Annotated in this window: 12 protein-coding genes and 1 pseudogene; 4 read left to right on the top strand and 9 right to left on the bottom strand. The window is 70.8% G+C overall.

What is annotated here, in order from left to right:
• Window positions 1–115 precede the first annotated feature (115 nt).
• Window positions 116–1,228: a serine hydrolase domain-containing protein gene (locus ACRAKI_RS05230; RefSeq protein WP_447005908.1), complete on the top strand. Its 1,113-nt coding sequence runs from the start codon at window positions 116–118 to the stop codon at window positions 1,226–1,228.
• A 31-nt stretch (window positions 1,229–1,259) separates the two neighbouring features.
• On the opposite strand, the pseudogene ACRAKI_RS05225 reads toward ACRAKI_RS05230, so the two are convergent.
• From ACRAKI_RS05225 to ACRAKI_RS05210, 4 genes and pseudogenes are all read right to left on the bottom strand, one after another.
• Window positions 1,260–1,479, bottom strand: a pseudogene (locus ACRAKI_RS05225) (IS5/IS1182 family transposase); the annotation flags it as partial.
• A gap of 651 nt (window positions 1,480–2,130) precedes the next feature.
• Window positions 2,131–2,790 carry a response regulator gene (locus ACRAKI_RS05220; protein WP_447005907.1) on the bottom strand — a complete coding sequence of 220 codons (660 nt, stop codon included), beginning with the start codon at window positions 2,788–2,790 and terminating at the stop codon, window positions 2,131–2,133.
• Entirely contained in the window at window positions 2,787–3,902 is a 1,116-nt protein-coding gene (locus ACRAKI_RS05215) for a sensor histidine kinase (protein ID WP_447005906.1), read from the bottom strand. Before ACRAKI_RS05215 ends, ACRAKI_RS05220 begins: the two co-directional genes overlap by 4 nt.
• Window positions 3,880–5,007, bottom strand: a complete 1,128-nt coding sequence (locus ACRAKI_RS05210; RefSeq protein WP_447005905.1) for a glycosyltransferase 87 family protein — start codon at window positions 5,005–5,007, stop codon at window positions 3,880–3,882. The genes ACRAKI_RS05215 and ACRAKI_RS05210 overlap by 23 nt, the downstream gene beginning before the upstream one ends.
• Window positions 5,008–5,450: 443 nt before the next feature.
• Here ACRAKI_RS05210 and ACRAKI_RS05205 point away from each other — a divergent pair, with 443 nt between their 5' ends.
• A complete protein-coding gene (locus ACRAKI_RS05205) occupies window positions 5,451–6,302 on the top strand; it encodes an FkbM family methyltransferase (protein ID WP_447005904.1) in 852 nt (283 codons plus the stop codon).
• Here the strand turns inward: ACRAKI_RS05205 and ACRAKI_RS05200 are convergent.
• Complete coding sequence (locus ACRAKI_RS05200) at window positions 6,191–6,433, bottom strand: response regulator transcription factor (protein WP_447005903.1); 243 nt, start codon at window positions 6,431–6,433, stop codon at window positions 6,191–6,193. The genes ACRAKI_RS05205 and ACRAKI_RS05200 overlap by 112 nt on opposite strands.
• A gap of 367 nt (window positions 6,434–6,800) precedes the next feature.
• Here ACRAKI_RS05200 and ACRAKI_RS05195 point away from each other — a divergent pair, with 367 nt between their 5' ends.
• Together ACRAKI_RS05195 and ACRAKI_RS05190 are read left to right on the top strand one after the other, a co-directional pair.
• The gene (locus tag ACRAKI_RS05195) at window positions 6,801–7,772 is read left to right on the top strand and encodes an ABC transporter ATP-binding protein (protein ID WP_447005902.1); all 972 of its coding nucleotides are present in this window, start codon (window positions 6,801–6,803) and stop codon (window positions 7,770–7,772) included.
• 2 nt (window positions 7,773–7,774) lie between these two features.
• Window positions 7,775–8,578 carry an ABC transporter permease gene (locus ACRAKI_RS05190; protein WP_447005901.1) on the top strand — a complete coding sequence of 268 codons (804 nt, stop codon included), beginning with the start codon at window positions 7,775–7,777 and terminating at the stop codon, window positions 8,576–8,578.
• A gap of 23 nt (window positions 8,579–8,601) precedes the next feature.
• Here ACRAKI_RS05190 and ACRAKI_RS05185 read toward each other — a convergent pair whose 3' ends face one another.
• The 4 genes from ACRAKI_RS05185 to ACRAKI_RS05170 are packed head-to-tail and all read right to left on the bottom strand — an operon-like array spanning window position 8,602 to window position 13,016.
• Window positions 8,602–10,053, bottom strand: coding sequence for an FAD-dependent monooxygenase (locus ACRAKI_RS05185; RefSeq protein ID WP_447005900.1), 1,452 nt, complete (start codon window positions 10,051–10,053; stop codon window positions 8,602–8,604).
• The gene (locus tag ACRAKI_RS05180; protein WP_447005899.1) at window positions 10,050–10,931 is read right to left on the bottom strand and encodes a DUF6895 family protein; all 882 of its coding nucleotides are present in this window, start codon (window positions 10,929–10,931) and stop codon (window positions 10,050–10,052) included. The genes ACRAKI_RS05185 and ACRAKI_RS05180 overlap by 4 nt, the downstream gene beginning before the upstream one ends.
• Window positions 10,924–11,175: an actinodefensin-associated protein B gene (adfB, locus tag ACRAKI_RS05175; protein WP_447005898.1), complete on the bottom strand. Its 252-nt coding sequence runs from the start codon at window positions 11,173–11,175 to the stop codon at window positions 10,924–10,926. The genes ACRAKI_RS05180 and adfB overlap by 8 nt, the downstream gene beginning before the upstream one ends.
• Window positions 11,172–13,016: an asparagine synthase-related protein gene (locus ACRAKI_RS05170; RefSeq protein ID WP_447005897.1), complete on the bottom strand. Its 1,845-nt coding sequence runs from the start codon at window positions 13,014–13,016 to the stop codon at window positions 11,172–11,174. Before ACRAKI_RS05170 ends, adfB begins: the two co-directional genes overlap by 4 nt.
• Window positions 13,017–13,019 lie beyond the last annotated feature (3 nt).

Genomic DNA, 13,019 nt, shown 5'->3' with positions numbered 1-13,019 from the left:
GTCGAAAGATCTCCGTCGTCCGGCCAAAACCCGACCGGGCCCCGCGCGCCGGCGTCGTGGTGCGGTCGCTGCGGCAATGGCGGCAGTAGCGGTTGCCGGACTCACGCTGACGGTTGTGACGTCGGCCGGTGCCTCGGGTGACAGGTCGAGGTCGGGCCACGACAAGACGCTGCAGGCGGGCCTGGAGGCGCTGGTCGCCGACGGGTCGCTGCCCGGGATGCTGATGTCGGTGCGAGACCGGAATGGGCGGGTGACGAACTACACCGCCGGGGTGGGTGACATCCGGACGAAGTCGAAGGTGCCGACGGACGGTTACGTCCGGATCGCCAGCAACACGAAGATGTTCACCGCTGTGGCGATCCTGCAGTTGGCCGACGAGGGCAAGCTCGCGCTGGACGACACGGTGGAGAAGTTCCTGCCGGGCGTGGTGCGGGGCACCGGCGACGGTGCGGCGATCGACGGTCGGGCGATCACGATCAGGCAACTGCTGAACCACACCAGTGGGATGCCCACCGGAATCCCCTTCATGGGCAAGGGGATCCTGCCGATCAAGGACCGGTACTTCGAGACCAGGGAGGTTTTGGACGAAGCGCTGACGCACGCACCGACGTTCGCTCCGGGACAGGACAGGGTGTGGGCGTACAGCAATACCGGATACATGGTGCTTGGCCTGGTGGCGCAAAAGGTGACGGGACGACCCTTCGCCGAGGTGGTCACGGACAAGATCATCAACCGGATCGGGCTGAAGGAGACGTACTACCCTGGTCCGGGCGACCGCGACATCCGCGCCCCGCACCCGCGGGGTTACCTGCTGCCCAAGGACGACAAGGGCGAGCCGATCGCCGGTGACCTGATCGACATCACCCGGTTCGACCCGTCGATCGCCGGTGCCGCGGGGCAGATGATCGCCACCCCGAGTGACGTGAACAAGTTCCTGGTCGCCCTGCAGGACGGTCGGCTGCTCAAGCCCGGTCGGCTGGCGGAGATGCGTCAGACGGTGGAAGCGCCCGGCCTCTTCGATGGTTGGCGCTACGGTCTGGGCGTCATCGAGATGAAGCTCAGCTGCGGGATTACCGCGTACGGCCACGGCGGCGACGCCGACGGCTTCCAGACCCGCACCGCCATCACCCCCGACGGCCGGGCGGTCACCGTCGCCGGGACGAACGACGAAGTCCACCAGTACGAGGTCATCGCCCTCTTCGACAAGGCTCTGTGCGCCACGAAGTAGAAGCCCCGCACGCTGGACCGCTCACTGGGCGGCGCCGTGGCTCAGGGTGGCAGCAGCGCAGCCCGGTCAGGTCCTTCCCGGCTTCGAGCAGTGACACGCCCGCGTCCGCCGAGTGCGCGGACGCGGGCGTGGCCGGTTGACCGCCTTCCGGCCTCCTGACAGCCGTGATCGCACGGAGTGGCACTCGAACGGTGTACGGATTGTTCCGCCGCCTTGATAAGCCTCGTCGCGAACGTGGTGACGTCGTCGTCAGCCAGACGATCGACGACCACCGCGGCGTCCTGTGCTGCCACATTCCTGCTCCACCGGGGCACCACACCGCTCAACACCAACATCACCGTCGCCACCGGTATCGAGGACGACATAGCCACCAATCCCACGCGAGCTGGTGTTCCAGCGTGATGGCGAGCCGTGCGGATGGTCAGCCTCGGACAACTCGCCGCGCTCGCCGAAGGCGAGTACCGCGCGGACGTGGTCCTGCAGGTGCGCGGCGGCGCCATAACCATGACCGGCCCGGACGGACGCTCCACAGGCCGCTGACCCCGCCAGCTCTCCCAGCGCCGCATCGCGTCCCATCGTCGCTCGCCGCGAGGGGGCGTCGAGGTGCCGTGGTCGAATCGCCTGCCCGCTGCGTTCTCGGCCTCTGCGACGATGACCGCCGCACCGTCGCGATCACTGCCATAGCCGCGGCCCGGTGAACTCAACGCGCCCCAACTCCAACAACGCCCCGCCGAGCGTGCTGATGTCGCCGCTGTGCGCCGCAGTCACACCCGAGACGCACGAACCCGCACCACGTCAACGACTGCGCTCAACAACCGCCAATCCATGGCAACTACGGCGAAGTGCAACCAAGCTGAGCCTAACTCTGCCAGCATGGTCCAGCCATTGCCTTGCGCCACCGGTCAGCGGCGCCCGCCGGTGACCAGTCCGCTCTCGTACGCCAGCACGACGGCCTGCACGCGGTCGCGGAGCTTGAGCTTGGTGAGGATACGTCCGACGTGGGTCTTCACCGTCTCCTCGGCGATGGACAGCCGGGTGCCGATCTCGGCGTTGGACAGGCCCCTCGCGATCTGGCCCAGCACCTCGACCTCTCGCGGGGTGAGGACCGCGAGTTCACGCGGCCGCGCCGGGCGGACCGGGGACTGCTCGACGAACCGCTCAATCAGCCTGCCGGTGATCTGGGGCGCGAGCAGGGCGTAGCCCTCGGCGACCACGCGGACCGCGTTGACAAGCTCGTCGGTACGGGCGTCCTTGAGCAGGAATCCGCTGGCACCGGAGCGGAGCGCGTCGTACACGTACTCATCGAGGTCGAAAGTGGTCAGGACCAACACCTTCATGCGGTCCGACTCGCCCAGCAGCACCCTGGTCGCGGCGAGGCCGTCCATGATCGGCAGCCGGATGTCCATGAGCACCACGTCCGGCTGCTCGCGCCGGCACAACGCCACCGCGTGCTCGCCGTCGCCCGCCGCGCCGACCACTGTCATGTCGGGCTGCTTGTCCAACAGCGCGGTGAAACCCTCCCGGACCATCGCCTGGTCGTCCACCACGACGATGCGGATCATCGGGCTCCTCCTGGGTCGGGGATGAGCGCGTCCACGACGAAGTGCCCTGCGCCGTCCGGTCCCGCCACCAACGTACCGCCCAGCAGGTCGACCCGTTCGCGCATACCGGAGATGCCCTGCCCGGCTCCGCCGACGGTCGTGAGCAAAGGGTTGCGGACGTGGACGTGGACCGCCCCGCCGTGACGGACGACCCGGACGTCCAACGGCTGCCCGGCGGCGTGCTTGAGAGCGTTGCTCAGGCTCTCCTGGACGATCCGGTAGATCGACAGCCCGCGCAACGGCTCCAGTTGCCGCAGCCTCTCGTCGAACTCCAACGCCACCGGCGTGCCGACCCGGCGCACCGACTCGACCAGCGACTCGACCTGGTCGAGGGTGGGTTGCGGGCTCAGCTCGACCGACTCGCCGCCGCGCAGCGTGCCGAGCAGGCCGCGCATCTCGTTCAGCGACGCCCGTGCCTTCGCCGCCACCTCACGGAACTGCTGCTCGGCCTCAGGGGTCAGCCCGTCGAGGCGGTACGGCGCGGTCTCGGCCTGCACCGCCAGCACCGACATGTGGTGCGCCACGACGTCGTGCAGTTCGCGCGCGATCCTGGTCCGCTCCTCCCGCACCGCCAACGCCCGCGCGATCTCCACCCGCGCCGCCCGCGACCCGCCGAGCAGCACGGCCGTCACCACGGCCAGCACCACGACCTCGGTGCGGCTGACCTGAACGAGCAGCGCGCAGACCAGCGTCACCGCGGCGATCACGCCCGCCACCACTTGCCGCTGGGTGAACCCCAGCCCGTACAGCACCAGGACCATGCCGAACTGCCCCGGCGTGAACAGGCTGCCGGTGGACATACCGAGCCACAGCTCGACCAGGTGCGCGGCACCGCACGCGGCGAACAACGCCGCCCACGCCACCACCGGCTTCCGCCGCCACCACAGCACGGGCACGCTCTGGCTCGCGGCCAGGGCGAGTCCCACCGCGAGCCGGCCGGCCAACGACCAGTCCTCGGGCAGGACGCGGCGCACTAACGCCCAGGCGGCCAGACCGAACAACAGCGCGACGACGGCGCGCGTGGCCCAAGGTCCGATCCGCTCCCGCAGGTCACTGATCCGGTCTCCCCGCATCGGTGGCGCTCATCTCCCCTCGTGGCGGTACGTGATTCTCCCGCAACGCCCACCCCACCACGAGCACCGCCAGTGGGTAGACCAGGTAGCCCACTCGGGTGGCGGGGGCGAGCGCCGTCGCGAGCCCGAGGCCGAGGGCGTAGTGGAGCGTCGCCTGGTGCACGGTGCGCGGGGGACGCCGAAGCAGCAAGACCACCATGGCGGCCACCGCCGCGCCGAGCATCAACAACGTCAGCACCCGTCCGTCGGGCACGTGCTGGGCGATCAGGTGGCCGGGGAACGGGCTCGCCGCGGGCGACGGCACGGGTTCCAACCCGGCGGGGAACCGCACGTCGTGGACCAGCAGCCCGGACGCGGACGTCCCCAGTACGGGCAGGACGAAGGCCGCGACAACCCCGGCCGCACTGCCCGCCAACGCGAGCGCAGCTCTACGTCCGCGCCGGTGCAGGTGCACGACGGCGAGGACGACCGCGAGCGGCCACGCGGTCAGCTTCGCCGCGCACGCCAGTCCCGCCACCAGACCGGCGGCCACCGGCCTGTCGTCGCGCGAGAGCACCAGGGCGACGAGCAGCGCGCCGACCACGGGCAGGTCGTCACCGCCCGCGGACAACGGCAGCGCCGCCAGCGGGGACGCCACCAAGACCACCCACGTCCCCGGCGAACGATCGCCCGTGCGGCGTGCGACGACCAGCACGGCGGCCGTGTAGAGCAGGGCGAAGGTGAGCCGAGGGTCGGCGGGTACCGGTCCGAGTCCTGCCCGGTCGGCCAACACCGCAGGCACGCCGAGCACCGCCATCGCCGGCAGGTACGGGAAGTACGCGTCGACACCCGACCTGGCCACGGCATCGGCAAGGTCGGCGCCCACCGGGTAGAGCGGCTGTCCGTCGAGCAGCCGCCGGGCCGCGTCGAACACCACGGCCACCTCGTTCTGCGCCTGACCGGTCGAGGCCAGCTGGACGAGCGGGCCCACGAGCGCTCCCACGGTGACCAGACCGACCAGCGCGTGGCCGCCGTAGGCGGGGCGCTCGCGCCGAACGAGCAGGACCACCGTCGCCGTGAGGTAGGCGCACAAAGCCCACCACGCCCACACGCGGTGATTCGGCATACCGGTCTGGGTCACCAAGGCGGCGAACGCGGCACATCCCGCATAAACAGCGGTGTCGCGTTTCAAAACAGGCCGGAACCGGCTCGTCGGGTCTGGTCTGAGCGTTTGCGTCATCGCCGTGGCCGCCTTTCCCCTGGTCCGGCGAAACTGTTGGCCGATGTCTCCGCTGCGATCGGCCCGAGTGTACGAAGAGAGTGCCTGCCGACGCGTCACCGCAGAGAGTTAATCGACAATGGCTCCTAAGAGCTACACGGGCCGCCCCTCCCTCCTGAGAGGGTCGAAGAAATAGTCCCGGCGGGTGACGCAGGTGCTGCGTTGCACCGTGTAGCTTCCTGGTGCAAGTCATTTTCCCGGACTCCCGGACCCTGGAAGGTTGAAGGGCACCCATGTCGGTTGAATCCGTCCCCGCTCCGCCTACCTCCGCACGGTGGGCACGAGGGGCGTTGCCTCGACTGCGCGACCGCTTGGTGGACGGCGGCATCCGTGCGTTGGCCAGGGCCGACAGGTGGGTGGAGCCGGAACTGCTGGGGCTGCGCGGCCTGGTCCGGCCCGGTGATGTGTGCCTCGACGTCGGCGCGGCACTGGGCCTCTACACCGCCGAACTGTCCCGGCTGGTCGGCCCGTCCGGCACCGTGCACAGCATCGAGCCCCTGCCGTTCGCGCACGTCACGCCTTCGAGACTGCTCGGCCTGCGCAACCGCCGCAACGTGCGCCGACACCGACTGGCGCTGGGCGCGAAAGCCGGCACGTCGCCCATGAGCGTCCCCCTGCGCAACGGCAGATTCGTGACTGGCCGGTCCTTCCTCACCGACGGCGCGCACGGCCTGGGCTCCAACGCGGAGTTCGAGGACCAGGTCGAGGTGGGGGTGGAGACCGTCACGCTCGACGAGTTCGCCGACCGGACCAGCCTCCACCGCGTCGACTTCATCAAGGTGGACGTCGAGGGCGCCGAGTTCGACGTGCTGCGCGGCGGGGCCGACCTGATCGGGCGCGACTCGCCGACCCTGCTGTTGGAGATCGAGGAACGCCACCTCAGCCGCTTCCACCGCGCGCCCGACACCATCCGGGACTGGCTCGTCGACCGGGGCTACCGCATGTCCGCCTGGGACGGCACCGCCTGGCGTGAAGTGCGGCGCGTCGACGACCGCCGGCGGAACTACCTGTTCAGCCGGAGTGAGCCTGGTCAGCGCAAGTCGCGCCTCGACTCCACCACGTCGCGCTCCACCACCACCTCACCCGCCTCCTGCGACGACAGCCACCTGCCCACCAGTCCGGCCCGGTTCCGCACGCCGTAGCGGTCGAACAACCGCTGGAGGTGGGACTCGACCGTCTTCGGCGAGATCGCCAGCAGTCTGCCGATCTCCTTGCTGGACATGCCGTGCGCGACCAAGGTCAGTATCTCCTTCTGCCGCGGACTTGTGCGCATCAGCGGGAAACCTCCGGAAACCGACCGACGGCCTCGGAGCAAAAGGATTCGAAAAGCAAAATCATCCCCCCAGCCCAATTCGACCTGACTTGCAATAGTCCCTTCCCGTTTTTCGACGCTACGCGCAGACCTTCGATGACGTCAAGGTGACGCGCCCGACGCCCGACGGCAGTCGCAAGCCGCCGATCAGCGTAACTCTTGGGTGTTAGTGGAATCCATGGAGTGCTTCTGGTTTGACGGTGTCCAGACTCCTCCGTAAAGTCGATGGCCCGTGGAGCGCATCGCGTACCCAGGTGGGGGAAATCAATGGTTGGTCGACGGCCGGCGGCTGTCCGTTGCGCCCTTCGTCGGGCCTGGGCGGTCGACCGTGGGTGAATTCGTAATCGAGACCCGGGAACTCCGCCGCGACTTCGCCGGCGTCCAGGCGCTGGACGGGTTGAGCCTGCGAGTGGCCCGCGGCACCGTACTCGGACTGCTCGGCCACAATGGCGCGGGCAAGACCACGCTGGTCAACGTGCTCAGCACCCTGCTGCCGCCGACGTCCGGCACGGCCACGGTGGCCGGGTTCGACGTGGTTCGGGAAGCGGCTGCGGTCCGGTCGCGGATCGGACTGACCGGCCAGTTCGCCGCCCTGGACGACCAGCTCACCGGTGCCGACAACCTGCGCTTGGTCGCCCGGCTGCTTGGCGCGCGCCGGGCCGGGGCACGGGCTCAGGCGGACGCGCTGCTGGAGCAGTTCGGCCTTACCGCGGTGGCGCACCGACCCGTGCGCACCTACTCGGGCGGGATGCGCCGCAGGCTCGACCTGGCGGTGAGCCTGGCCGGCCGACCCGAGGTGCTGTTCCTCGACGAGCCGACCACCGGTCTCGACCCGGAGAGCCGGGCGCGGATGTGGGAGGTGGTGCTCGGTTTGGTGGCGGACGGCGCGACTGTGCTGATGACAACCCAGTACCTGGAGGAGGCGGACCGGCTCGCCGACGCGGTCGTGGTGCTGGCCGAGGGCCGCATCGCGGCCGAGGGCACGCCGGCCGAGCTGAAACGGCGGGTGGGCGTGCGCACGGCGCACCTCACCGTCACGGAAGCGTCGGACGACTTCACCCGTGCGGCCGACGCGTTGCGCGCCGCCGGTCTGGCTGCCGCGGGCGATGCCTCGCGCCGTGAACTGAGCGTGCCGGTCGAACGTTCCGACGACCTGGTGCGGTTGATCCACGCGCTCGACGCGGCGGAGGTGGGCACGGACGGGATGACGGTCGCGGAACCGACGCTGGACGACGTCTACCTGGCAATTGCGCGCGACACGGCGGCCTCCGGGCGTGACGCGATGAACGGGTCGCGGTAACCGTGGCGCGCGGGGATGTCGCACGGCTGCGCGTCGGTGTGGCCCAGCTCGGTGTGCTCGTGGAGCGGGCAGTGCGCGCTCACGTGGTGAACCGCCGGCTGCTGGTGTTCGGGCTCGTCCAGCCGGCGATCATGCTGGTGCTGTTCACCCAGGTGTTCGGCAACCTGATCGACGCCGACCGGTTGCCCAGTGGTGTCGACTACGTCGGTTACGTGCTGCCGGCACTGCTGGTCACGGCCGGTATGGGCCCGGCGGCCAACTCCGGCGGAGGACTGGTCCGCGAGATGGGTGGCGGCATGCTGACCAGGTTCCGGTCCCTGCCGGTGGGGTTGCACTGGGTGCTGCTCGCGCGCAGCCTGGCCGACCTTGCGCGGGTGGCCGGGCAGTTGGTCGTGCTGCTGCTGTTCTCGGTGGTGGCGTTCGGGTTCCGCCCGCCCGGTGGCCTGCGCGGCGCGGTGCTGGCGCTGCTGGTCGCGCTGGTGGTCATCTGGACGCTGATCTGGGTGTTCCTCGCCCTCGGGGCGTGGCTGCGCGACGTCGAGGTGATGCAGAGCATCGCCTTCGTCGTGGTGTTCCCACTGATGTTCGCCTCCAGCGCGTTCGCGCCGGTCGACGCTCTCCCGGGTTGGCTGCGCGTGGTCGCCGCGGTCAATCCCATGACCCACGCGATGCAGGCCACCCGTGCGTTGCTGCTCGACTGGGACTCCCCCGGCACGGTTGCGGCGGCTCTGGTGGCGAGTTGCGTGGTGCTCGGTGTCAGCGGGGTATTGGCGGTGCGGGGTTTCCGGCGGCCCGACGTTCCTTGATCGGTCGTGGGACCAGGCCGGGGTCAGGCAGCGCCGAACCAGCGCGCGAGGGAGGCCGAGCACCGGGCACCCGCCTCGCCGGTGGGCCAAGCCTCGGCGACGTACCCGTCCGGCCGGAGCAGCACCGCGTCCACGCCGGGGAAGGCATCGGTCTGACAGGTGACGACGTCCACCCGGTCCGACCACTTCACCGCGCTGTCCCGCAGTTCCGCGTCGTCGGCGAGGTCGAGCAGCACCCCGTGGCCGTCGGCGCACAGTCGGCTGAGCCGGATCTCCCCGGCGTCGGTCCGCAGCAGCGGGTCCGGGGCCGCGGTGCCCGCCATCGGGTGGTCGCCGCACGTCGGGTACCGCACGTCGGTCATGGAGAACAGCTCATGCATCCGGGTCCGAACCTCGCCGAGCTTCATCAGCTCGCCGAAGAACAGCTCGAACAGCGGCGTGTTCTCCGCGCCGGGCCTGAGGATGCTCACGGCGGCACGGGAATTCCGGATGGCGCGTTCGGCGACAGGTCTGCGTTCGGCTTCATAGGTGTCGAGCAGGTCGGCGGGGGCGCGGCCGGTGACCATCGCGGCGAGTTTCCAACCGAGGTTCACCGCGTCCTGCATGCCGAGGTTCAGGCCCTGACCACCGAACGGCGGGTGCACGTGGGCGGCGTCTCCCGCCAGCAGGACACGCCCGCGGCGGTAGGTCCCGGCGAGCCGGCAGTTGTCGGTGAACCGGGTCAAGGACCGCGGCTCGACCAACCGGACGTCGACACCGCTGGTGCGCCTCAGGCTCGCCTCGACCTCGGCCACCGTCACCGATCCGTTGTGCGCGACTGCCGTGTCGAACTCGATCGTCACGACCCGGCTGGGTCCGAGCGCATAGGCGACCACACCGCCGTGGGTGCGCCGCCACTCCCGGCCGAGCCGTTCGGCACCCTCCACCTCGGCGACGGCCTGGTAGCCCACCAGACCGGTATCACCGCCGTGGAACACGATCCCGGCCGACTTGCGTACCGCGCTGCGCCCGCCGTCACACCCCACCACGTACTGGCCGCGGTAGACGTGCGACCGGCCGTCGACGTCGGTGGCCACCACCTCGGCGCCGGTGTCGTCCTGCCGCACGCCGTGCACGTCGAGGCCGCGCCGGACCACCACCCCGAGCCCTGTCGCGCGCTCGAACAGCACCCGTTCGAGCACTTCCGGCCGGATCGGCAGCATGGCGGGCGCCGAGCCGTCCGGGCCGCGCCGGGTCATCATCACCGGCTCGACCACCTCCGCCACCGCGTCGATGAGCGGGTCGAGCAGGCCGCGCCGGTCCAGTGCCTCGACGGTTCGCTCGGTGATGCCCGGAGCACGTAGCCGTGTGTCGAACGCGGTCTGGCGTTCCAGCAGGACCACCCGCGTTCCGGCGAGCCGCAGTTCGCAGGCCAGCAACAACCCGACCGGCCCGGCGCCCACGACGACGACCTCCGTGTCCTCGTGCCGGGTCATGCGGCGCGCCCCGCCCGGTGCCGGTCGACTTCGTGGCGGACGCCGTCGAGCAGTGCCGCGAGCGTGGCGTGGTAGCAGGCCGCAAAGGACTCCCCGCCCACATCGGCGTCACGGGGAACGGCGCCGCTCGCGAGCCGGGCCCCGCGCACCTGGCGACGATCGTCCGCGCACGGCGTGCCGCCCAGGCTCCGCACCGCGATGGTCGTCTCGACGAGCCGGTCCCAGTGCCGGGACCGCCGGGACCGTTCGGCCAACCTGGACAGCACCGCCAAGGCCGTGCTCCGCTCCCCGTCGGTCAAGTCGGGCCGCCGGTCACCGAAATCGGTGGCGTAGAACACCGCGTGGGTAATCCGGTACACCTCGCGATCCAGCTCGGCGTCCGACCACTCCGGACGCAACAGCCACCTGCGGAACAGGTCGTCCCAGCGCGGCGCGTCGCGGACGAACCCGGCTTTGGCCAGCGAGTGGACCTGTCCGACCGACGTCGGTCTGCAGCCCGCGCGCCACAGGTCCCGCACGACCTGCTCCGCCTCCGCCATCCGCACGCCACCGGCCCGCAGCCACGCGTAGGGCTGCACCCGGTACACACCGTGCTCGGTGTCGCCGCGCGCGAGTGCGAGGTAGCGCTCATCGGCGCAGCAGGCGGTCACGAACTCGCGCCACCGCCGCAGCGCGGTGTCCAACGCGGGCCAGGCCAGTGCGCTGTCGGCGTGCCACCGACCGAGGTAGGTGGCGGTCATCGCCAATTCCCCCAAGGGCTTGAGCCGTGACCGGTCCTCCGGCGGGCGGCCTCCCGGCACCCCCCACGGCGCGAACGACGGCAGGCGGCCGGTGATCCACGCCAGCCCTCGCTCCACGTCGGCGCGCTCGTCACACATCGCCCCGCACCAGCCCGCGCTGTGCCAACGCACGCAGCACGCTGTCGCGCAGCTCGTCGGTCGTCTCCGGGGTCGGCAGCACCGACTCGTACGGGCTCACCGTGTGCTCACCTCGCAACGCGCGGCGCAGCACACCAGCGGCCCGCTGGGACAACCGGTGCACGGCGAGCTTCCGCCGGTCCAACAACACGCCGCCGAACGGCAGTTCCTGGAACAGGACGCCGTCGGACAACGCGACCCTCACGACAACCCCCTCAGCCACTTCTCGACCACGCACAGCCGCGCTATCTCTTCGCCGTTGCGGTGGATCCGCCCCGGCGTCAGCCCGTCCGCGAACTCACCGCTCAGCACACCGAACCGGCGCAGCAACGAGTCCGGCCCGAGCAAGTCCCGGCAGGTGTCGAAGTTCTGGTTGGCGAACACCGCCGAGATCGCGTCGATCCGCGCCTGCTGCATCCGCGACCCCGCGTGGCGGGGCAGGCCGGCGCCCGCGTACGCCGTGCGCAGTGCGAACTTGTCGACCGTCGTGCCGTGCCCGAAGCCGATCCGGTGCGCGGTGGGCAGCGCGAGCGCGTACTCGATAAGGTCGCGGTCGGCGTACGGGGTGGTGAAGAACTTCCGCTTCGGCAGGCAGTGGTTGAGCCACGCGGCCTGCAGGTTCGCCGTGTTGAAGCCCTCGGCGAGCAGGAACAGCGACGTGATGCCCGTCGGCAGCGTACGCGCGGACCACCCGTTGCGGCGCATCGCCGAGCGCAGGCCCCTTTCCGCACGGGTGGCGGCCTCCTGCAGCGCCCTGGTGACCCGGTCCGCGGCGTCCCCGGTGAACCCCACGGGGTGCACGATCACGTCGCGCGGCGGCAGCGCCGTCGTCGGGTCTGCGCTGAGCAGGCGGCGCAGGTACCGCAGCCGACCACCGCGCGGTGACGTGGAGAACGTGGCCGCCGCCGCGCCGGCGAGCGCCTGCCAGATCGGCTCACCCGCCACCCTGGGGTCGAGCATTCGCCACCCTGCCACCTCGAACAGGCCGCGGTTGACGTCATGCGCGAAAACCTGGTCGGCCAGCAGCCCGGAGAGCACGAACGTGGCGCCGACCGCCTCCGCCTGCTCGACCGCGGCGGTCACGCCCTGCGTGGGCACGTGGGTCTGGGGCAGTCCGCCGTGGTCGGGTACCTGCAGGTAGTCCCCGCCGGAACGGGTGTGCTTGGACATTTCGTAGACGGCCCACGCCAATCCGCACACCTCGGCGATCTCCTCGGCGACCAGCCGGTCGCCGTCGAACCCCGGGAACGACTCCAGCGTGTAGTGCATGGCCGACCCACGGCCGGGCTGCCTGCCGATCTCCCAGGCGACCGCAGCCGAGTCGATGCCGCCGCTCAACGCCACCAGCGACGCCGGCTGGTCGACGAGCATCCGGTCGCAGGCCACAGCGAGCCGGTCCCGCACCCCGCGTGCGGCCTCGGCCAGTGAAGCCGGCGCGTTCGGCACCGGCCGCAACTCGTCGAACGGAGCCGTGGTGGGCCGTTCGCCTGCCCGCAGGGTCAGGCAGTCACCGGGCGGCAGCCGTCGCACGTTGGCGAACCATGAGCGGTCGTGCGGGAACCCTCGTTCGGCGATGACCATCGGCAGCACGTCGATATCGACGTCACCCAACCGGGGGCGGCCGCCGGCGAGCAGGTGCGCGGGCTCCGCCGACCACGCCAGGTGTTCGCCATCAGTTCGCCAGAACAGCGGGACCAGCGCGTTCACCGCCCGGTAGAGCCGGAGCACGCTCCGGTCGGGCGACACGTGCGCGAGCACGAAGTCACCGCGCAGGTCGCGCACCGCCGCCGCGCCGCGCTCGTCCAGCGCACGTTGGAGCGCGGCGGCCGAATCGTCGTGGTGCGGCAGGTCGATCCAGCCAGTGATCAGCAACCGGTCCGCGGGCAGCCGTCCCGGCTCACCGAACGGCCCCTGGCACAGGACGACGTCCGAACCGGGGTCGATGTCCCACACCGGGGGCACCGCGCCCTCCTGGAAGCGCACGTCGGCGTGGGTCGGACCAGGCACTCGCACCACACCGGCCATCCCGAACGCGGTCAGCGGCATGAC

The organism is Saccharothrix isguenensis, assembly GCF_052936305.1.
The sequence above is the reverse complement of the archived record's forward strand: the minus strand, read 5'-3'. Positions and strand labels throughout refer to the sequence as shown.